Origin of the sequence: Nostoc sp. UHCC 0252, assembly GCF_034931145.1 — a bacterium.
In the GTDB taxonomy this organism is placed as follows: Bacteria; Cyanobacteriota; Cyanobacteriia; order Cyanobacteriales; family Nostocaceae; genus Nostoc.
The window spans coordinates 42,187-63,827 of the sequence record NZ_JAYGHE010000047.1; the positions used below are offsets into that span (position 1 = coordinate 42,187).

At 40.8% G+C, this 21,641-nt stretch carries 20 protein-coding genes and 1 pseudogene; 12 read left to right on the forward strand and 9 right to left on the reverse strand.

Annotation, left to right across the window (positions count from 1 at the left end; genetic code table 11):
• Window positions 1-93 precede the first annotated feature (93 nt).
• The 4 genes from VB732_RS23070 to VB732_RS23085 all read left to right on the forward strand — a co-directional run bounded on the left by VB732_RS23070 (window position 94) and on the right by VB732_RS23085 (window position 2,968).
• Window positions 94-465 (forward strand): hypothetical protein, encoded by a 372-nt coding sequence (locus VB732_RS23070; RefSeq protein ID WP_323233227.1) that lies wholly within the window; start codon window positions 94-96, stop codon window positions 463-465.
• Between the two features lie 360 nt (window positions 466-825).
• Complete coding sequence (locus tag VB732_RS23075; protein ID WP_323233228.1) at window positions 826-1,446, forward strand: GTPase family protein; 621 nt, start codon at window positions 826-828, stop codon at window positions 1,444-1,446.
• Between the two features lies 1 nt (window position 1,447).
• Window positions 1,448-2,299 (forward strand): GTPase family protein, encoded by an 852-nt coding sequence (locus VB732_RS23080; protein ID WP_323233229.1) that lies wholly within the window; start codon window positions 1,448-1,450, stop codon window positions 2,297-2,299.
• Between the two features lie 78 nt (window positions 2,300-2,377).
• Window positions 2,378-2,968 (forward strand): hypothetical protein, encoded by a 591-nt coding sequence (locus tag VB732_RS23085; protein WP_323233230.1) that lies wholly within the window; start codon window positions 2,378-2,380, stop codon window positions 2,966-2,968.
• A 36-nt stretch (window positions 2,969-3,004) separates the two neighbouring features.
• On the opposite strand, the gene VB732_RS23090 is transcribed toward VB732_RS23085, so the two are convergent.
• Both VB732_RS23090 and VB732_RS23095 read right to left on the reverse strand, forming a co-directional pair.
• Complete coding sequence (locus VB732_RS23090) at window positions 3,005-3,202, reverse strand: hypothetical protein (protein ID WP_323233231.1); 198 nt, start codon at window positions 3,200-3,202, stop codon at window positions 3,005-3,007.
• Complete coding sequence (locus VB732_RS23095) at window positions 3,177-4,538, reverse strand: NB-ARC domain-containing protein (protein ID WP_323233232.1); 1,362 nt, start codon at window positions 4,536-4,538, stop codon at window positions 3,177-3,179. Before VB732_RS23095 ends, VB732_RS23090 begins: the two co-directional genes overlap by 26 nt.
• Window positions 4,539-4,650: 112 nt before the next feature.
• Here VB732_RS23095 and VB732_RS23100 point away from each other — a divergent pair.
• The 4 genes and pseudogenes from VB732_RS23100 to VB732_RS23115 all read left to right on the forward strand — a co-directional run.
• Window positions 4,651-5,068: pseudogene (locus VB732_RS23100) on the forward strand (Uma2 family endonuclease); the annotation flags it as partial.
• A gap of 92 nt (window positions 5,069-5,160) precedes the next feature.
• Window positions 5,161-5,853: a hypothetical protein gene (locus VB732_RS23105; protein ID WP_323233233.1), complete on the forward strand. Its 693-nt coding sequence runs from the start codon at window positions 5,161-5,163 to the stop codon at window positions 5,851-5,853.
• A gap of 67 nt (window positions 5,854-5,920) precedes the next feature.
• On the forward strand, window positions 5,921-6,361 hold the full coding sequence (locus VB732_RS23110) for a hypothetical protein (RefSeq protein WP_323233234.1): 441 nt from the start codon (window positions 5,921-5,923) through the stop codon (window positions 6,359-6,361).
• Between the two features lie 183 nt (window positions 6,362-6,544).
• Complete coding sequence (locus VB732_RS23115; protein ID WP_323233235.1) at window positions 6,545-7,288, forward strand: DUF561 domain-containing protein; 744 nt, start codon at window positions 6,545-6,547, stop codon at window positions 7,286-7,288.
• Between the two features lie 98 nt (window positions 7,289-7,386).
• On the opposite strand, the gene VB732_RS23120 is transcribed toward VB732_RS23115, so the two are convergent.
• Window positions 7,387-8,535, reverse strand: coding sequence for a DegT/DnrJ/EryC1/StrS family aminotransferase (locus tag VB732_RS23120; protein WP_323233236.1), 1,149 nt, complete (start codon window positions 8,533-8,535; stop codon window positions 7,387-7,389).
• 328 nt (window positions 8,536-8,863) lie between these two features.
• Between VB732_RS23120 and VB732_RS23125 the strand changes: the two genes are divergently transcribed.
• A complete protein-coding gene (locus tag VB732_RS23125; protein ID WP_323233247.1) occupies window positions 8,864-9,640 on the forward strand; it encodes an ABC transporter permease in 777 nt (258 codons plus the stop codon).
• Between the two features lie 494 nt (window positions 9,641-10,134).
• Here VB732_RS23125 and VB732_RS23130 read toward each other — a convergent pair whose 3' ends face one another.
• The 4 genes from VB732_RS23130 to VB732_RS23145 all read right to left on the reverse strand — a co-directional run bounded on the left by VB732_RS23130 (window position 10,135) and on the right by VB732_RS23145 (window position 16,095).
• Complete coding sequence (locus tag VB732_RS23130) at window positions 10,135-12,978, reverse strand: filamentous hemagglutinin N-terminal domain-containing protein (RefSeq protein WP_323233237.1); 2,844 nt, start codon at window positions 12,976-12,978, stop codon at window positions 10,135-10,137.
• Window positions 12,979-13,197: 219 nt separating this feature from the next.
• Window positions 13,198-13,422, reverse strand: coding sequence for a hypothetical protein (locus tag VB732_RS23135; protein WP_323233238.1), 225 nt, complete (start codon window positions 13,420-13,422; stop codon window positions 13,198-13,200).
• Window positions 13,423-13,926: 504 nt separating this feature from the next.
• On the reverse strand, window positions 13,927-14,127 hold the full coding sequence (locus VB732_RS23140; protein ID WP_323233239.1) for a hypothetical protein: 201 nt from the start codon (window positions 14,125-14,127) through the stop codon (window positions 13,927-13,929).
• Between the two features lie 222 nt (window positions 14,128-14,349).
• Window positions 14,350-16,095, reverse strand: a complete 1,746-nt coding sequence (locus VB732_RS23145; RefSeq protein WP_323233240.1) for a hypothetical protein — start codon at window positions 16,093-16,095, stop codon at window positions 14,350-14,352.
• Window positions 16,096-16,743: 648 nt separating this feature from the next.
• Here VB732_RS23145 and VB732_RS23150 point away from each other — a divergent pair.
• Both VB732_RS23150 and VB732_RS23155 read left to right on the forward strand, forming a co-directional pair.
• Window positions 16,744-17,970, forward strand: a complete 1,227-nt coding sequence (locus VB732_RS23150; protein ID WP_323233241.1) for a succinate--CoA ligase subunit beta — start codon at window positions 16,744-16,746, stop codon at window positions 17,968-17,970.
• 179 nt (window positions 17,971-18,149) lie between these two features.
• Window positions 18,150-19,031, forward strand: a complete 882-nt coding sequence (locus tag VB732_RS23155; RefSeq protein WP_323233242.1) for a CoA-binding protein — start codon at window positions 18,150-18,152, stop codon at window positions 19,029-19,031.
• On the opposite strand, the gene VB732_RS23160 is transcribed toward VB732_RS23155, so the two are convergent.
• A complete protein-coding gene (locus tag VB732_RS23160; protein ID WP_323233243.1) occupies window positions 19,032-19,247 on the reverse strand; it encodes a hypothetical protein in 216 nt (71 codons plus the stop codon).
• A gap of 123 nt (window positions 19,248-19,370) precedes the next feature.
• Window positions 19,371-20,765, reverse strand: coding sequence for a DUF2252 domain-containing protein (locus VB732_RS23165; RefSeq protein WP_323233244.1), 1,395 nt, complete (start codon window positions 20,763-20,765; stop codon window positions 19,371-19,373).
• A 183-nt stretch (window positions 20,766-20,948) separates the two neighbouring features.
• Between VB732_RS23165 and VB732_RS23170 the strand changes: the two genes are divergently transcribed.
• Window positions 20,949-21,629, forward strand: coding sequence for a RibD family protein (locus tag VB732_RS23170; RefSeq protein ID WP_323233245.1), 681 nt, complete (start codon window positions 20,949-20,951; stop codon window positions 21,627-21,629).
• Window positions 21,630-21,641: the final 12 nt, after the last annotated feature.

The window sequence follows — 21,641 nt, forward strand, 5'->3', positions numbered from 1 at the left end:
TGCTAAAGTTGCCTAGTATAAGCCAGTGAAAGTATGCAAAATGAAATCATGTAACAATTACATCTCACTTTACAAATATTAAAGGTAAAAAATATGGGTTTTGAAGGTAGCGTAAATGTTGAAGTGGATGCCCTTGGCATTGCAGAAGCCATTGTATCGTCAGCTAAAACTGCTCAAAATCGTGAAGGATTCGTAAAAAATTTAAGTGAAACTGGTTTTTTTCAGGGAGGTCAACAGTATAACGTGATGGTTTTTAATTTGTCTCAAGGATACACTAAAAACTTTAATAATGGTATCAAAACGTATTTTTCAGCAGTTTACGATGGTGTCATTTACGGTACTTGGATTTTTGAAGATGGTGAATTCACCAATGAAGGTGATGGGGGATATATCAATTGGGCTTTCCAAGGTTGGTTTGAAAGAACTGGCGATCAGGGTCATCATGTGATATTCAGAAAACCTTAATTTAATTTGCTCTTAAGTACACTGTATCCTGTATCAACTCTATTAAAACTAGAAATAGTTGCTTCACAAAGGAAAATATGTCGTACTTTTAATTTTTACAGGTTTTATAGAGTTTCCTAAGCAACTGAGGTACATTCAAATTTGATTTAAGATTTATCTCAAAAGCTAAATAGATTTAGCGTTGTACCTCAGTCATAGAATCGCTATAAGCTTTTTTAGATTTTTATATTATCAATCAAGTCAATAATGTGGCGATCGCATTTCTAATGATGGGGTTGATGTGGGCGATGTCCGTTTAAACCCAAAGTTTCGCTAGGGACAAATTTGAGATAATTTTTGAAAATTATAGTAATCACACAGATGTCTAATCAGGTTAACGTGATTAAGCTAGCGATTTTTGGTCAGACAGGCTCAGGTAAAACAAGCCTTTCTAATATCCTTTTTGGACTCAATTGGCAGACTGACAATGCAGTTTCTTGCACGCAAGAAGTTCATCAACATGAAGGTAAGCTGGCTTTGTTCTCTAATAGAACTAGTAATTTAACTTGGCAACTTCTTGATACTCCTGGTGTTGGGGAAAGTGAAGTTGCTGACGAAGAACACTTTCAGTCAGTGTATTCAGCTTTTCATTCTACAGATGTAATATTATGGGTTGTTCAGGCTGATACTCGTGCCTTTGCTGAGGATCAAAAAGCAATATTAAAATTGACTGATGATCTGCAAAAACTTCCAAATGCACACTTTGTTCTTGCATTGAATCAGATTGACCGAATATATCCTGAAGATTGGGATGAAGACAAAAATGTTCCTTCACATGAACAATTTTCTTTAATTCCAGAGAAAATAAACCTTGTTTACGAGCGTTTTCATCCCTATATACCAGTTTGTAGACAGGATATTCTTCCTTGTTCTGTACTAAAAAATTATGGGCTACAAAATTTAGTAAACATACTCAGTAATTATCAACAACAGGAATCTTAAGATGTTAAATTCTGAAAATAATCAGATAGATCAAAAATTACCAAAAAATATCACAGACAAATTGCGTAAACTGCTAAGTGCTGAAGATTTCAATAGGTTTGAGTCTTCAGTTAAGCAAGAGCTAAATAAACCACCAAAAATAGCCGTCATTGGCAGACCAGGTGTTGGTAAAAGTTCAACAGTTAATGCTCTATTTAATTTACAAGAAGCTGTAAGTCATGTTGCTGATGGTACAACAGAACCAATTGAGAAACCAATCAAGCTTCCCGAAGGTGGAATGCTATCAATTATTGATATGCCTGGTTTAGGAGCAGATATTGAGTCAGATAAAAAGTATCGTGAAATGTATAAAAAAGTTCTACCTGAAGTAGATATAGTGCTTTATGTAATTCAGGGAAATTTGAAAGGGTTCAAAAACGATGAGAACATTCTTAAAGAAGTTGTTATGCCTGTGATGGGTGATTTGAAAGGACGAATTGTAATTGGACTTAATCAAGTTGACAAAATAGGCGATGGCAAAAAAGACAAGGACAAAAAAGACGAGGACACAACAGGCGAGGCTCTGTGGAATGACAAGTTTAATTACCCATCACCTAAGCAAGAAGTTGCTATCAATCGCCGTTGTAATGATATACAGAATGAATTTATTAAATCACTGGATATCGAGATTAAACAAGTAGAGTATTACTCAGCAAAGAAACGATACAGAATCTATCAACTTTTAGCAGCAATTATTAAATCGGCAGGAAATGTAGGCTGGAAATTCTCTATAAACCCTGCTGATCCAATTGACCTTGTTACTGATGAAAGAGTAAGAGATTTTCTAAGACAGGAACTAGAGAATGGAAGCTGATTAATGAGAAAATGAATCTGTGTCTTAAGATTTAGGATTCGTAAGTAATAAACATTTGATACTCACAAATAAATCATTATGAATGCACAAGGAAAAATTGAAAAAGCTTGGGTAGAGCATGGTATTTTCCAAGAAGGAAACGCTGGTGTAAAAATCCATACTAATTTTTCGGTTGAGAATGTTCAAAATGTCCCTTGTAAAATAGCTGCTTATTTCCATAAGTCTCCAGAAGAAAAGCTAAAACGCATTAATAGTTCATATACAAGTTCCGACGGTCAGTTAGTTATATCTTCTGAATTCACTCCTGTTTATACTTCTACAGTTTATAATGATTTTTCGATGTTTATACCTTACGAAGAATTAAAGGGAGACGGTGAAAAACTCAGTGATATCAAGTTTCAGATTTGCTTATATATTAAGGATGGAGCAAAGTTTTTCCACTGGTCAAAATATTTTTTTGTACAACCTCTAAGTCTTGAAGACTTAGATCCAGTAGAACAAGAAATAATGAGTAGTCTCAAAGATATGTCTAAGGCAAAGAAGGAGGTCATTAGAGTGAGTAAAAATGCTTTTATCGAATGGATTAAAACAGCAGTTCCATCGGTTTGGAATGAGATTTCTGGGAAGCTTCCAGAAATATGGGAATGGGTCATAAGATTATTCAGCTGATGATACAGCGCTTCCCGCTATTATGCAATACAGTTTTTATCCTTGCCCCCTCCTAGCACAGCTTTCAGTTTTGAGGATGTACCTCATAGCTGCCGGAAGTGCTGTAATGCTATGGTAGGCGATCGCACTTTTACCAAACATATCAAAAAAGCGATCGCAAATAGTAAAACTTACACCTGTCAGTAAGTAGAAAGTGGGGAGTAGGAGTTTAGATATTTTCGATTCTTGTGTCATTAATTTTTTGACAAACCTGTTCAAACCATTGCTGCCTAGTATATTCCATGACCACTGGTAGCAGGAAAAAATGCTCACCGATTTTTTCAATTAATGACCTTTGCAACAGGGATTTAATTGCTGAAGGTACGAGACGCTTGAAAGAATATGTCACTATATCAGCAGCTAACTGGGTAAGGGATACTGGTTCTCGATTAATTGCCAGCCAATACATTACTTCTTCTTCTACTGCTGATAAATGCTGGAATTGGCGTTCTAACAAGTCGCCAATGTCCTCAAAAATTAGTATCCCCTGTTCCACATACTCTAAAACAGGGGCAATTCTACCATTAAAAAGCTCTTGGGTTCCGGCTGCTACCATCTTGAGCGCTAAGGGATTTCCCCCGTAATGCTCGATGAGTAATTTCCATTCTCGTTCTGTACCCGTGAATTGTCCTTTTTGATGGAATAATTGTTGTGCCTCGGTAGGATTTAATCCCTTTAATGGGAGCGATCGCACTTCTGCTCTTTCCCCTTCTAACGGTACAATTTCTCTGGGTTTTTCTCTAGAAGTGAACAGAACGCAACTAATATGAGGTACTTCGCCAATGCACTTCAGTAATTGACCATATCCCTCGTAACCGGGACGACATTGCGCTGCTTGACCACCAGAGAGAATTGTCTCAACATTGTCTAAAATCAGCAGACATCGGTTTGATTGCAAACATTCCATCAGCTTTGATAGTTTGCCATCAAAGCTTTCGGGGATCGCCATCTCCTTTCGCAACCCCCACAGCAAAAATTGCAGGAGGTTTGTTATTTGCTCCTCTACTGGTGGTGCATTTAGCAAGCTTCGCCACACCACTACTTCAAATTCGCTTTGAATTTGCAGCCCCAACTTTACTGCTAAGGTGCTTTTGCCAATACCACCAATTCCCAGCAGTCCAACTAAACGACACCGTTCTTCTAATATCCAGTGTCGTAGCTGCAATAATTCTTCACTGCGGCCAAAAAACACAGATACATCCGGTGCTTTTCCCCAATCATACTGTGGGTTTGCTTGTCGGGTTTCTAGTTCCTCTAAAGTTGAGGTAGGCCTAGTATAATCGCTTTTAAATAACTCCAAATTAAAGGCAGCAAAGGCAGCCTGCAAAGAACTTCTATCTATAAGTTCCAAACGTGCCAAAATTCTAGATATAGTGTGTAGAGCTAAACGGGTGCGATCGCTCAGTTCTTCTAAAGAAAAGCTATCTCCACCATTTTCATCAAATTCGACTTGAGTTTTGGCATCTCTAAATTTATCCCAGCCTTTTAGGGTAAGGATTACACCCCGTCTGCGTTTGCTTGGTTGTTTCATCAACGTCACCTAAAACCGAGTAGATGCATCTCCATTGAGAAAGTTATCACAGTCCAATAGAAGAAGATAGTTGTGGAACAACTATTCAAGCTTGACAAATTAAATAAAATGTAAAAGCTGGCTAGTTTGGCAAGAGGACGGCAAATATCCAAACGTGATTGTGGAAATTTTGTCAAGTTCAACGACAGCAGTTGATAAAGGTTTAAAAAAACAAGTTTATCAAGATACCTTCCGTACACCAGATTATTTCTGGTTTGACTCTGTAACAATGGAGCTTCAGGGATTTCATTTAGTTGGGGGCAAGTATCAAGAAATTCAATCTACCACTGATGGACGTTTGTGGAGCCAGCAGTTAGAACTTTATTTGGGAGTTTATGAAGGTAAATTAAGATTCTTTACTACTGAAAATCAATTAATATTATCATCAGAAAAACTAGCTGAACAAGAACGTATACGTGCCCAACAAGCAGAGCAATGCTCGATTGCGGGAGGTATTACGCACACGGGGCATCGACTTAGAAAATATTTAATGACATTAGGAAATTAATTGAGTACACTTTCAAGTTAAGATTTAGTGATTGGTGTGTAAAAAAAGCGTTATCTTCTGAAAGTAGGGCATCGTTTGCAAGCAACAGAGATTAAGGATAAGCTAAAGTCCCTTACCCTGCAAGCCTCCTCGGTAGATCATAATTTGGCGAGAAGATTAGAGGAAATCAATCGTTGGGTAAAAAATATCAAGCCAGGTTCCCTAACTGCGAAACCATTGGTGATTGCATTTCTCTTAGAGGTAATTACGGATTCTACTATTTGGCTGATAATCAAATCCTTACCTTCGGAAGAAGAACAGAAAGCAAAGTTCGACCTTATGACACCGATTGAGAGATATTGGTATGGTTATCTATTTCCTAGATGGATTAATGCAAATGACTCCAAGTTTTATATTTGGAAACAAAAATTGATGTCAGGCGAATTTAATCAGGTCGATGATGATATCATTAGATCAATAGCTCAAGATGTTGTAAGTCGAGAAGGTAGTTTTTGGCAGCGTTATATCGCCGACCTCTCTATGGCAACAGACCTAATTGTTAGTAGTCGTAACAATCAACCGCTTTGCATTCAAGTTACTAGTGTCTCTGAAGAACTTAATTACCAAAAGTACCAAGCTTGGCAAAATACACTGCGATCGTGGGAAATAGAGAGAGGATTGTTCTTAAGTTACAATCCCAAGGATACCAATTTTGTCAACCAGTTAGTCAACGTGGCCCTGTATAACAGTGATTACCTTTCTGGTGGCAAATATTTAAAATTTTCGTGAACTTTAGGGAATTTGATATTTCAGGTTTGTGTTCAGCCTACATACTTACTTGCTAATTACAGCTTTTATGGCTAACAAAAGAGAAACTCACTGCAACAATCAAGTGGATACATTTGCTGAAGCTTTAGCAACGGCGCGACAAATGCAGCAGAACTGGTTAACTTATGGGGTTGATTTTGTCAATTTTTACGTTGAAGATGTAGATGGAGACTGGCTAGAAACGTGGGGACATGACGAAATTTTAGGTAATTCTCAGTTAGATGCTATTAAAGAATTTTTGGTAAGCCATGATCCTGTAGCTGTGAACGTAAGACAGCATTTAGGCGAGCGATCGCTGTTTGATTTTGCCGTAAACTTAGAAGAATCTTGGAGAATTTCCCAAACCAATCACAGGTTCTCTGCGCTAAAAAACCTGTTAGCTGGTGAAGAACATAGTATTAATACAGATGATATCAGGTTATTGGATTTAGCAGATAGTCTGGTGGCAAAGTTGACAGAGATTTTGTAAACTTTTTAGTTGCGTAGTGGGAAAGTAAATTTTTAATGGCTATTCAGCCTAAGTTTATGCGATCGCTTTCAGTCTAGCTTGCAGAAATCAAATGGTAACTGCCATAGTTATTTATTTCCTCATCAACTGAGTGACGGTAGAATATACCTAATTTATAATTCTCATAGCTTCAAAAGCCTAACCATGACGATGCATTCTACACTCCAACGTGCATTTAATAACCGCCGCGTTCTGAAAGTAATTAGCGGCTTGAATAACTTTGACGCTGCTAGCGTTGTTGCTACTGTCAAAGCTGCTGAATTTGGTGGTGCTACTTTTGTCGATATTGCCGCCGATCGCGCTTTAGTACAATTAGCTAAAAGTTTGACAAATCTACCAATTTGTGTATCAGCCGTCGAACCAGAAAAATTTGTGCAAGCTGTGGCAGCTGGTGCTGATTTAATTGAAATCGGGAATTTCGATTCCTTCTATGCTCAAGGCCGCCGTTTTGAGGCTTTGGAAGTGTTAGCGCTGACTAAACAAACCCGCGCTCTCCTCCCAGAAATCACCTTATCTGTCACCGTTCCCCATATTTTGGAACTAGATCAACAGGTACAGCTAGCCGAAGAACTGGTGAAAGCTGGAGCAGATATTATCCAAACCGAAGGCGGTACTAGCAGTAGCCCAGTTCACCCTGGAACTTTAGGTTTAATTGAAAAAGCTGCTCCCACATTGGCAGCAGCTTTTGAGATTTCCCGTGTGGTGTCAGTACCAGTATTGTGTGCTTCCGGGATTTCTAACGTTACAGCACCATTAGCGATCGCTGCTGGTGCAGCCGGTGTTGGTGTTGGTTCTGCCATCAACCAACTCAATAGCGAAATAGCCATGATTGCGGCTGTACGTGGCTTAGTAGAAGCTTTGGCGACTGCAAATGCAGTAATGAAATGAGTTAGGAGTTAGGAGTGATGAGTTAGGAGTAATGAGTAATGAGTAATAAGTAATGAGTCGAAGAAACTTATTTATTCAAAACTCCTAACTTCTAACCTCTAACTCATAACTTCTTTCAACGCATAAATTACCTGGTCTTGCTGTTGTTGTGTCAATTCTGGGAACATGGGTAAAGATATGACTTCATGGCAAGCTTGCTCTGCTATTGGTAAGTCCCCAATTTGATAACCCAGATTTTGATAAACTGGCTGCAAATGTAAAGGGTATGGGTAGTAAATCATTGAACTTACACCCTGCTCTTGCAATTGATTACGCATCCAATCTCGATATTTGGCGGTAGAACCATTTCGCCCTTCGCCTGAGATGCGAACAGTATATTGATTCCATACGCCAATACCTCCAGGTAATTCTTGAGGCGGGACGATTCCCGGAATTTGGCTCAAGAACTGATAGTAATAGTTAGCAATATCTCGGCGGCGATCGTTCCAAGTATCTAAATAACGCAGCTTAATCTGCAAGATGGCTGCTTGGAGAGCATCTAAGCGGCTATTTACACCGATTTCCTCGTGTAAATATCGAACTTTACTACCATGATCCCGTAGTATTCGCAACTTAGTAGCGATCGCAGGATCGTTAGTCGTTATTGCCCCGCCATCGCCGCAACCACCAAGATTTTTGGTAGGGTAGAAACTAAAGCAACCAATATGTCCAATACTTCCTACTTTTTCATCAGCCCACCTTGCACCTGTAGACTGAGCGCAATCTTCAATGATTGACAAATTATAAGACTGAGCGATCGCCATTAATGATGTCATATCCACAGGTTGCCCAAAGAGGTGAACCGGGATAATCGCTTTGGTTTTGGGTGTAATCGCTGCCGCTACTTGCTCCACATCGAGATTAAAGGTAGTAGCGTCAATGTCAACAAAAACAGGCTTTGCACCGACGGCGCTAATTACTTCAGATGTTGCAATAAAGGTGAAAGGCGTTGTAATTACTTCATCACCTGCACCAATTTCCAAAACTCGCAACGCTAAGTAGAGCGCATCAGTACCGGAATTACAAGCCACACATTGAGTAACGGTATTATAAGCAGCAAATTGTTGTTCAAAGCCTTCAACTAAGGGGCCGCCGATATAGCGCCCAGAAGCCAGAACTTCTAAGACGGCTGCACTTATTTCTGCTTCGATGGTGGTGTATTGCTGCTTAATATCAAAGGCAGGGATGGGATTTACACTTTGGATCATGAGTTCTCATTTTATCGGGAGATACAAAGGATGCACTTCGAGAGTCAATTTTTGCTGATTGAATTGTTAATCAAAAAGGAGCTACTAAAAGACTATCGCCCAAGATACGCATCTATTAGGGTTTTTACTTAAATTGTCAGACGGTAGATTACCGCACATTTAATTTACAGATAGTAGACATACTAGGAGTTTGCCATGTTAAGGTTGTAGCATTTTGGAATTTTCAATTGATGAAAGTGATATATATCAACCAAGATCCAACACATCGGATCAAAGTTCCTCTTGTGTGGGCTGGTTTGAGAAGAAAATACTAGGAGATGGAGAACCCATGCCGGATCTGATCGAGCTGGATTTCGTGGATTTAGCGATCGCTATGGGATTGATGGCGATCGCAATTGGTTTATCCGCCTGGGAAAAATTAGGATTAGAGTTGAACCTAACCCTTGCTACTGGGAGAACCATCTTACAACTTCTTGTATTGGGATACATTTTAGATTTCATCTTGGCTTTAGACAATGCTTGGGCAGTTTTGGCGCTATTAGCAATAATGCTGACAATTACGGCGATTGTCGCACGAAATCGCATTACTCCAAAAATTCCTCATCTGTTGCCTTTAGTGTGGGGCGCAATTTTTACTAGTACTGCCCTAACAGTGTTTTACACCAACTTCTTGATTATTCAACCAGAAAGATGGTACCAAGCACAGTATATAATTCCCTTAGCAGGGATAGTCTTGGGTAATGCGACCAATGCAGCTGCGATCGCAGGCGAACGTCTTGTCAGCACGATTAATTCTAGCCATCTCGAAATAGAAACTCACTTGAGCTTAGGTGCAACGCCCCAGCAAGCAGTTAGCCAGTATCGCAAAGATGCCATTAGAGCCGGATTGATTCCAACTCTCAATCAAATGATTATTATCGGGATGGTGGCAATACCAGGCATTACCACCGGACAATTGTTAGCTGGTGTGAGACCCTTGGATGCTATATCTTATGAGATTTTGATTATTTTCATGGTTGCTTTCGCTAATCTACTGACAACAATTTTGCTTACTAGAGGGTTGTGTCGTCAGTTTTTCAATTCTGCCGCGCAGTTAATAAGTTAACGTGAGTTCGACAAGTCTTATTTGACCATTTTTTTTTAATTAAAAGTTAAAAATTAAAAATTAGTGAAGAAGAATAATTTCTAATTAATTAATTTTGGGTACAAGCCCCAAAAGAATTGCAATTTTTAATTTTGCATTTTTAATTTTTAATTGGAGCGAAGCGACTTGACCACTCCCCCAGCCCCTCTCCGACACGGAGAGGGGAGTAAAAAGCTGAATTTTTCATTGCTCCTCCCTTTCCGTTTCGGAGAGGGAGGCTGGGAGGGAGAGGTCATCGAATTCACGTTAGGTTAAGAAAATTAATCTACATCCGAGAAGACTTTATCATCTTGGATGTAGATTAAGAGCAATCAATAGCGATCGCTTCTTCAGAAGCCTTCCCTATAAAGGCAATAAGCGTGAGAATCCGATTTGTCATTGCGATCGAATCATGGCTCAACCCACCATTGGATGACTGGGGTTTGGGCTATTTTTTGCGTCAGTCCTGTTAAATGCTAATTAGCAGGGCAAGATTTAGAAGTGAGTAAGAAATTATGGGGCGTTGCAGTGGGTACTTGAGCAACCAAAACCACGTTACCATTAGCATCAATTACCCAACCTTGGGCTTCCACAATTTGAGTCGGTTCATTGACAGAATTAACCTTCTGTAATTTTCCTTCAGTGTTTTGCTGATTGTGAACAAGCGCTCTTTTTTGAATACCGTCAGCACGATTCTTACTTTCTGGAGAGAGGGCGATCCAATCTACCAGCACCGCATCATCAGCTATCAATGGCTGCGTGGGGTCGTCTACAAGCCCTCCACGCCCAGTAGTAATAAACGAACTCCTTCCTGCCTTTCCACCAGAATTGCAATCAGCAACAATTTGCTGGGAAGTATCAACCAGATTTACGGGCAATTCCACTAATCCTTTACTGGGGTCTGCATCTGGTGAGTTGATTTGGACAGTGCCATCTAATGAAGGGTTCTGTCGAGAAAACGCCGTAATGTCATTTGTTTGCAGATTACTCGGTTTGTTTTCGCCTGTTGGATCGAGCTTTGCTATATCTGCACCTGTGCGCCGCACAAATCCAAAGATGTTTTTAGTAGTAATTTTAATTTCCCCACCAAAGCCAAAGTTGGCATTGGCAGTGATATCGCTATTTCCGAAGAGAGAGCCGACAATGAAGCCATTAGGTACATTGATAGTAATATTACCGCCATCTCCATCACTCGCTGCATCAGTGGATATTTGGCTCTTGCGACGCATGAGTAATAAGTCCCGCGCTTCTAGAGTAATATCTCCACCTTGACCTGATGCGGTTTCAGATGTCAGTTTTCCTTCGTTGTCCAAACTGATGTTGTGTGCATTTATATCAATATTGCCTGCATCTCCTTCTCCCTTGCTACTAACGCTTATTTGAGCCTCATTTTGGACAGTCAATTTTTGAGTTGCGATCGCAATGTCCCCTCCTGAACCTGTAGAGTTAGTTCGGGTACTAGCAAACAGCCCACTGGTAGCTCCTTCATTTTGAACTATATCTTGAAAGTTATTTTTTCGTTCAGCAAAGGTGGGGTCACTTCCAGAAAGTGTAATGCTGTCAGTAGCATTAACGGTAATATTCCCTGCTTTCCCAGAACTGCTGGCGGTGGTGATAACTTGTCCACCATTAATAGCTTCAAAGGTAGTCGTGTTAATAGTAATATTACCCCCAGATCCCGAATTGCGAGTTTGGGCATTTACGGTAGCACCATCTGTTATTCGAAAATCCCTCGTATTGACTGTAATATTTCCTGCTGCCCCTTCTGCACCTTCGTCAGTAAGTGTAAATAAACCACTAGAATAACCTGTATCCAGACTGGCTCCTGAGATAGTTACAGAATCAGCATTGACTAGAATATTTCCCCGACTACCTATAACTCCGGGATTTTCTTGGGTTTTACCAAAAACGGAAGCACCTATTTGAACTGCACCACTTAACGAGAGTGAGGTAGTTTGAATATTAATTTCACCAGCATTACCTACTGCTCCTACTGCCACATTGCTAAAAATGCCGGTGTTTATTACAGATTCGGATTCGATAGAAACAATATCTGAAACCTCCACGAATATGTTTCCCGCATTTCCCGCTCCATAGGTTCCGCTATTCACAGAACCGCCATCCCTTAAAGAAAGTTCCCTCGCCGTGATTTTGATGTCGCCACTGTTACCTCTTCCTCCTTCTCCCACAGTGCTATTTAGATTAGAGTTGATACCAACAACAGCAACAGTTCCATTGCCGACATCAATGTTCACGTTCCCAGCATTTCCTATACCAAAAGTAGTGGCCTCGACTAGACCAGCCTTACTTAATGAGAGAGAGCCAGCCTTAATATTGATATTGCCACTATTGCCCTGCGCTCCAGTTCGCACTCTGTTGACAATTCTACTCTGGTCTGTAACTGTTACTGTTCCGGTGGCATTGAGCGTAATATCTCCTCCAGCTTGGCGGCCAACTATCTTTTGCTCTATCCCGTTCAAAAGGCTACTTTTTCCTGAAATGCCTATATTCCTTGCATTAAGCGTAATACTACCGCCACCATCAGCAGTTACATTAGCTATAGCTTCATTGCTAAAGAATACATCTGCTAATGCAGTATTTTCAGGAAAACTTAAGCGCAAATTGTTATTATCAACATCTAACCCTATTACTCCTGCTTCAGCTAATCCTCCCAATTCAACTCGACCGCCAAAAGCGTTTAATTTTCCTCCGTTTAAGTTCACCTCTCCACCAACCAGTAGTAAACTCCGTCCATCAGGAACACTCAACCCATTTACACTTGCTCTGTTCTCGATTGGACTGTTAGCACTCTGATGAAACAAGGCTGAAGGATTGACTGTCAATAATGGAACCTCAGAAGCTGAAGCCCTAAAAAATCCCTGATTGCCAAATTGGATAGCATCGGCTGTGGTCGCTACAAATGACCCTTTAACATCCAGCTTGGCGTTCTCTCCAAAGATAATCCCATTGGGATTTATCAAAAATAGGTTGGCATTACCCCCTGATATACCTAATGTTCCGCGAATGTTCGAGGGGGCATTCCCTGTTACTCTAGTCAGAATGTTCCTGACTCCCGGATCAAGGAAGAGAACTGTTGCTCCTGAATCCACATTAAATTGAGAAAAACTGTGGAAAAGGTTGTCGCCGCGTTGAAGAAGCCCACCCCCAATGGTACAATTTCCAGAGCATGTGTCTGGTGTGGTTGGAGTAGTCCCATCTATCTGGATAGATTGAGCTTGGACGGCACTGGTCACAGTTACTAAACAGACGGAGATACTGCAAGCACTCCACAACATATATAAGTACAAGCGCTGTTTCATAAACAAATTATGAAAAAATTCCAAGTCAACTCGAACATGAAACATTGAAGATGTGAAAAATAAGTAATAAGGTGTTCCACATTAAAATTGCATAAGCTGGGCGGGCAAAATGCCCACCCCACAAACAAGAGTTATGTTTAATTAGATTATGCAAATTAGATGTTTTTTAGCTTAGTCTTGTCTTGATGATTAGCAAAAGCAATGCCTAAAACTAGACAATTATCCAATTACTCCAATTACATTTACTTCAGGTTCAGCAGATATATTGTCTTTAGGAGGCGGAGGGTTCATTGCTGGGCCGTTAGCTATTAGTAGTGTCCCGCCTTCCTGTGTGAGGTCATTTTCTGGCTCAAGAAGGGTATTATCGGTTTCACTATCATTAGGTTCTGTTTGTAGAGAAGATTGTTTTGTCTTAGTAAGATTAAGATCGATTTCTCCATTCATGACTTTTCCCCTAAGTTATAAAAGCTACTGTCAATGAGTCTTTCAGGTTGATTTGTGAGAATTACGCATTGTGTAACAAAACTTTATATTGTTCAATTGAATTGTCTTAAGGTGTTGATTATCAGGGCTGACGAGCAAATTTCAACAAGAGCTAATACCTCATGGCTCTTGTTGAAGAACGTTGAATCATCAATTTAACCTGACTAGTAAAGCCATTCACTCCCTCAGAGTTAAAAGGCACTTTTGACAATTCAAAATTCAAAATGACGCTCGCGGACTCGCTAACAAAATTCAAAATTGAAGACATTTTCATACGGCAATTTAAACCCCAACTGAAAGTGGGGCTACGTATATGGTTGGGGCCTTAAGCCCTTTAATTTACGATAAAGAAAATTGAAGGAGGCAGGAGGAGCAAATTAGTAAGGGATTCGACCCCTACTGATGCCTTGATATGGAAAGTAAGTAATAGTTGCGTCTGATGATCTCCAAAAGCAATGTCTAAAACTAGACAATTATCTCAGGTTCAGTAAATATCTCTTCTTCAATTGGGGGTAGTGTTATGGTTCCGTCAGCAATTAGTACTGTCTTGCCTTCCTGCGTGAGGTCATTCTGGATAGATTGAGCGTGGACATTAGTGGTAGCAGTTACTAAACACAGGGAGATACCGTAAGCACTCCACAACATATAATAAAAGCGCTGTTTCATAAATAAATTACGCTCGAAAAAGTTACGACTCTATCGGCTCTTTTATGGAACCTGATACTAAGCATACTATAAGCAGACTAAATACGTGGGTGGGAGAATTTATAACTATGTCATTGCGTTCGCCCCTGGCATTCTCCAAGAGTAGGAGCAAAGCGAAATGAAGCGATCGCAAAGGTTTTGATTCTTTTACATTTCGTTACATAGTTAGATTTACTTCTATACTTACCCACCCAAAGTTCGTGTATAAATTACCTGGTTTTGAGAATCGTAGAGAGAAAGAGACAGGTTAGCATTGTCAGCAATTACAGCTAAGGCTTCCCGTAAAATTTGCAAGTGATTGGTAACGTCAACAGCAGTCTCAGAGTTCTCAGAATAAGGATTTGCAAAGTTATTTTGCCTTACTTGGTCATACTCAGGGGTTAGCCGAACAATAATTCCTGCATTGTCTATGGTAAAGGTGCAAATCCGAATTCCATTAATACAGGTTTTATCCAAGTCAGTGCGGGTTTGCTCGAAACTACTAACAACTTGGACTTTTTCTTGTGCTTGTTTTAGGGCTGCTGAATATGGTTCGATGAGAGACTGAGCCTGAGTGTAGTACAAGCTATCTTGAGTAACTTTTTTAGCAGTTTGCAAAGCCTGATCCCAATATGTTGCTGCTGCTTGCCATTGGTTTTGTTGCTGATATACTTTGGCTTGGTTGGCAGCGCTAACGGCTTGTTGGTAGGTTTTAGCGGCTAATTGTTCTTTAGTGGCGCGATCGCGTGCCGCTACTAACTTAGGTTTATAATCTACCAAAAGCTTTTGAGCTTCTTGGTATCTAAAGCTAGTTAGAGGAATGCTATTCAAAGCATTAATCGCCACCAACCAAGTAGACCGAACCTTTTGCCAACCATTCAAAGATTTAGCAGTAGCTTCCTGCTTCTCGGCTGCACTAGCTACAGCTTTTGCTGCTGTAATTTTTTTTAGCCATTTTTCCTCAATAAATATCTGCTGATTTACAGCGTGCAAACGGACACGATAATTAAGTAATTTACCTTGCACTAGCCCATAAAGTTCACTATCGGGACTTATAGTTTCTAGTGGCGCTATAACCTGTCGCCATAAGTGTTGTCTAGCTTGTAATTCCTCTAGGCTAGATGCAGGGGTTTGAACTTTTTGTGTCGCTAAAGATGCCGTCTGCAAAGCCTTGATTACCTGGTTGATTTTTCCTGCTCGTCCAGACAAACTTGCTTTTAGTTCTTCCGACTCCTGGTAACGGGGCGACCAACTAGGAATTGCATTTAGGGCTGCACTGGCTGTAGCAAATTGTTGTGCAACAACAAGTAATTCTTTTTCAGACTTAGCACGGCGTATCAGTTGCGGAGATTTTGTTTTTACTTGCTGGGCATTTTGTATTTCTTTACACTCAGACATCACACAAGGGCGAGTCAATAAGTAAGCACCACTGCCTAAAACTATCATTCCCACCAAAGCTGCACCCAGAAATATGGGTTTGATTTGAAATGTTCGCTTTGCAGTCGGCATCGGCGCATCTGCAAAGGGGTCAAACGGTTCCTCTTCTTCAACCTCATCAAGTGATAAAGAATAAGTCAGAGCCGATGAAGAAATGGGAGAAAAGTATTCCTCCTCTGGTTCCCCTACTTCCCCGTCCCCAAATACCTCCGCTTGCTTCAGAGCTAAAGAACATTTGGCATAAGGGAGTTGTTGACCAAAAATTCTGAGGAAACATTGTACCTGCTCCTCTCTATGGGGTGTTAGAGACTGAAGCACTTCCTCAATTACTGCAAAAATTATCTGAGTGTCAACTTTTACATCTGATTCATGTTGCGTTAAAATCATTAATCCGTCTTTCGTGACGGCGCACTTAACCTCGAAGACTTCAGCTGATGAAACTTCTACAAGCAATTGTTCTTGCAAAGTTTTGGCTAAAAGCTGTAAATCTTCCTGCTGGACTGCTACTTTCATAGAGCTTTGCCGCTCAATTTCTATATTGTTTTGATTATCTTTAAGAGAATGAAATGAACCTTTTAGTTTTGTTGAATGCAAATGCACAGTTTAACCAACCACAGCCTGAAAATCTGAACGACCAACTTTCTAACACAAATTCTGACTTTTAACCAAAACTTAAAAAAGTAGTTATTGTTCGCGCCGCTACATTTTTACTGCGCTATATACAAGGTTAAATAATCTGTCTTCAGATATAAGTTACAAATAAAAAATGGGAATAATAGAACTTTTGAGTATTTTCACTGCATTATTTTGCGACAGTTAAATTCACAAGAACTACTGCTCTGCAAAATCGTAGTTGCACAGCAGGAGTGAAAAATTTATCCCAAGGTTAAGGAAACGATACTACGTCAGAGGGTTTTGACAGAAATGGTAGTTATCTTCTATGCTGGGAAACTTACTGAGGAGATTAATTACGTGTTGTAGCTCTGGCCCAAATAGGTTGTCTATCAAAATTAATGTGTCTCTTATGCTGAATTCGGTAAAATCTATCCATAAAAAATAAATTTTTATAGCTGCGGAAAGCTTAACTTTGAAATAAAGTGCTGCAAAATATTAAGACAGCACTCACCAAATGTTTGGAAAGTGTCAATACAAGGTGTATCAATGGATTTATTAGAGTATCAAGTTAAAGAATGGTTTGGGAAGATAGGCATTCCGGTATTACCCTCCCAACGAATTGACCATCCTACAGATTTGAAACGTTTAAAAATTCGCTTTCCAATTGTACTGAAATCTCAAGTACATGGAGCGGAACGGGCAAAAGCGGGTGGAGTCAGGTTTGCCGAAACAACAATTGATGCGATCGCAGCAGCGCAAAATATCTTTAGTCTACCAATATGGGGCGAATTGCCAGAAGTTGTGCTGGCAGAATCCCAATACGACGCGAACCAGGAATTTTATCTCGCGGTAGTTTTAGATACTGCTGTTTGCCGACCAGTACTTTTAGGTTGCAAAGAAGCAGATATCGATTGGGAATCGGCTGGGGAAAAAATGCATCATGTTGTCGTGGAACAGGAATTTTCGCCATTTTATGCCCGACGACTGGCTTTGAAAATGGGTTTACAGGGGACGCTGATGCAGTCGGTAAGCAGCGTTTTGGAAAAGATGTACCATTTATTTCTGCAAAAAGACCTGGATTTAGTCGAAATAAATCCCTTGGCAGTCAGTGCTAATGGTCAAGTTATGGCTCTCAATGGTAAAGTCAGGATCAACGAACGGTCAATCAAGCGTCATCCCGATCTGGCCGAGATCGCGGCAAAAATTATCAGCCGTCATACCAGTACTGAAATCAACGGTATTTTAGGTGACAAGAATGGTGTAAAAATGCATGGCAGAATTGGGATTTTAGGTAATGGTACTGGTTCAGTAATGGCAACATTGGATTTAGTCGCCAATGCTGGTGGCAATCCAGGTGTTTGTTTAAATCTACGTCATGCTTTCCTCACAGATACTACACCAACTACCTTCCGCGATCGCCTAGAAACAAGTCTGAAAATCCTGGAGGCTGACAAAAGCATTCAAGTAATCCTAATTAACTTTTTGGGTAACATTCCTCAAAGCGAGGAAGTGATTGAAGCTATAGCCAGAGTTGTACAGCAAGACGACAGTGAAGTTGAACCACAGGTTGTCCGTTCTAATGGCAGTAAAAGTCGGCAAGAGCGAAATTTTACACCCTTAGTTGTCCGTCTTGCTGGTTCTGAATTTAATGCTGCTAGAAAATATTTAGCAACACTAAAAACCCACAACGATGCGCTACTCGTGGTAGAAAATTTAGATGAGGCAGTGGCGGCAGCAGTTCGTCTTGCTAAACCAACTGCTAATAAAAAGTAGTGACTATCAAAAATTATTAATTTTTACCACGTAAACATATCGTTGGGAATTGGGAATTGGGAATTGGGAATTGGTATTTTTCCCCCTGTCCCCTGCCCCCTGCCCCCTGCCTCTTGTCCCCTGCCCCCTGCTCGCCTAGCGGCTGACTCACTAGGTTGTCAAACTTACGGTAATTTTTTATGAACCTAACGCCAGAAAGTAAAGTATTAATTCAAGGCTTTTGTGAATTTATATCAGGCACTCATGTTGCTCAAATGCAAGCTTATGGCACAAATTTGGTAGCTGGTGTCAATCCGGGATGTGGCGGACAGGAACTACATGGATTACCAGTATTTGACTTAGTAGAAGAGGTGATAGAACAATTTGGGGTGATTGACACAACAATTATCTGTGTAGATCCTTATGATGTCCTAGATGCGGCATTAGAAGCGATCGCATCTCATATTAGCCAGATTATTATTATTACTGCTGGCGTGCCACCTTTGGATATGGTGCAATTACTCCGCAAAGCCGAAGCCTGTGAAACTCTGGTAATCGGGCCCAATAGTCCGGGGATCATTGTGCCGGGAAAAATTCTTTTGGGCACTCAACCTAGCGAGTTTTATACTCCTGGCCCAGTGGGGATCGTTAGTCGTAGCAGCACTCTCACCTACGAAGTTGCTTCCGAATTAACAAAAGCCGATTTGGGTCAGTCAATTAGTGTCAGTATTGGTAGTGATGCGATCGTCGGTTCCTCCTTTCTCCAATGGTTGCAAATCTTGGATGAGGATGAAACTACAGAGGCGATCGTTTTAGTCGGTCAACCTGGTGGTGGTAGTGAAGAAGCAGCAGCCCGGTATATTGCTGAAGCAATTGATAAACCAGTAATTGCCTACATTGCAGGAAGACTTGCACCACCAGGAAAAACTTGGCAGCAAACTGGGACTTTAGCAACGGTTATTGGGCGCGATCCTAACTTTGGCACAGCCCAAAGTAAATTAGCTGCTTTAAAAGAGGCGCAAGTTCCAGTAGCTGAACGCCCTTCTCAGATTCCAGAATTACTAAGAAAGCAGATTAAATAATTACGAATAGCGAAGCAATAATCGGGCTTCGTCTGCCAGTTTTAATCCATGAGCAATGGCGATCGCTCTTGATGTGATAATCTCATCAAAAGCTCGCCCAAAGCGTTGCTCTAGCCAACCGTGGCAAGATTCGTTGTGTACTAGCTTTAATAACCTGACATGACAGTACAAAGGTGTTGAACATTTTTTGTATTGTTCAAGTCTGCAAAGGGGCATCTCGTGGACTCTAAACAAAGCTCATCGCCTCCGTTCGCGTAGCGTCTCCGCCAGGAGAAGCAATAGCTGGATTGGATGAGAAGCCCACACTGTACTGCTTGCAGTCAGTGTGGGAGTATGTCACTAAAGTGTCACCCCTTGTTTATAAGCATTAACAAAACTCTTGTAGTCGTACTCGACTTGAGTTGTATAGTCTACCGCAAAGTTAACAATTTCGTCTTTGAATAAAGCCTTGCTACCACTCACAATATCAGTCACTTCTTTATCAGCACTCACAGAAACGATCGCAGCATCGTAGTCTTTATCTGAAATTGCATGGTTTTTGGCAACGACTTTTCCCGCATATCCCATTGCATCTATGAATTTTGACTTAGTGGTTAGTAACTTATAGTCAAAGTCCACTTGGTAGGGTGATTTTTCATGAAGCATAAAGGGGATGCTATTAACTGTTGTGTAGCCAACCAAGGGATCAGTATTGGAGAGCATCGCTTTTGCGGCGATCGTCACCCGTGCCCCTTCTTGGTTTCCGTAAACTGAAGTTGGTAGCAGACCTGGAACTGCGATCACCTCCGGTGGGCGGAACGCCATGGCAACTGCGCTACTGCCTTCCTGCTTCATCTCCAAAATGCGATCGTCGGTGGTTGCTGAACTGGGGCCTTCAATCAGCAAGTAATATCGGTACTTGCCAAGATTACCAGTGCCTGAACCTAATTTGAGGCGAATATCCTTGAGGGTGTAGTAATTATTGTTATAGCGCTTACTGGTAGGAATTGAGGCAATGTAGCTACTCATCACTCCAGCTATGTCTGAATAGGTGCTGCTGGATACAGGCTGGAGTTCCGAGGTTGTCTGAAAGATTCGATTGTTATTCTTATTTAGCTGAGTGTATTTAGTTAGCAAGCTAGAACGGCTCTTATCTGATGTCTTTTGAATCAAATCTCTAACTACACCGTTTGTATTGCTAGATTCCAAACGATATGATAATTCATCATTAGTTCCCTTAAAATCGCTCATCTTGTTCAGATAAGCATCCAAGAAATTCCGCACAACATCTTGAGCATCACTTGAGCTAAGACCGTTCTCTTTAGCTGCCAACATAATAGAGACTGCCATCCGCCGCAAGTCCCAAACGTAAGGGCCAAGATAGCCTTCATCAAAATCAGTGGTGTCAAAAATGTTGTTTTCATTGCTATCTCTCATCCCCCCAAGATTTTCCAGATGCATATCTCCTTCTAACCAAATGGCTGAGGTTGAAGAATTTACAAAATCTGAACTTGGCAGGGTCTGCATATCACGATAAAAAATGTGATCTGTTCCCCGATAAAAGGCGAAGGGGCTAGCAGTCATCTTCTGCATCTTTGTGGCCAGTTCTTGAGGCAATTGAGAAGCAAAAGGATGGTTGTATTGATAAATTTCATTCTCTACCCAACTTGAACGGGGAGTTGCAGCTTGAACTGGAGATGCAAACCCCAGAATTAGAATTAAGGCAACTACAATTGCAGATATGTGTTTGGGCATGACAGTCTTTAGTTGTAAAAAATTTGACTATTAATAAATTTTTGCGTAGAAGCAATCATTCAACAATAATCTTTTTAGCACCTTAAGCCATAGCTTTAAAAGTGATTTAAAGCACAATGCAATAACTGTTCATGGTAAAGGATCCAAAAAGGTAAAATTATAAAGAACCGTCAGAAAGTAATCATGTCAGCTATCCAAACAACTGTGGTTCTTGCAATGACGGCCGATGGAAAGATCAGCGCCGTAGATCCTCAAGCACCTCGTGATTCCGATGAAGCAGATCAAGCACACGTGGAGTATCAAGTCTCACTTGCTGATCTAATCCTGGTAGGAGCAGGGACAATTCGGGCTGAAGGAGTAAGCTTTACAATTCGCAATCCTGAACTATTGGCAGCACGTAAGGTTCGGGGCCAGTCTCCCCAGCCCATTACCTGCGTTGTCTCAGGTTCCCTTGATCTCTCGCCGGACTTACCTTTTTTGAGCCAGGATATTGAGCGGTGGATATTGACGACACGAACCGGTTTAGAAGGCAATTCTGATGCAACAACCTTGCAAAAACTAGCTGAATTAATTGATTTGGGAGATACAGACCTGGACTGGGATCGAGCCTACAGCTTGATGGCAGAGCGGGGTATTAACAAGGTCGTAGCTTTAGGAGGCGGTTCTTTAACAGCTGCCCTAGCAAAGGCTGGAAGAATTGATGATTGGTGGTTGACAATTTGGCCCGTCATTTATGGAGGAAAAGATGCCCCTAGCCCAGTTGAGGGAGAGGGTTTTGTTCCAAACGTTGCTCCTCATCTGCAACTAGTCGAAACTCGTCAGATTGGAAGTGAGTTGTTTTTACACTACCGCACACTCAAATAACAAAAAAGCGCT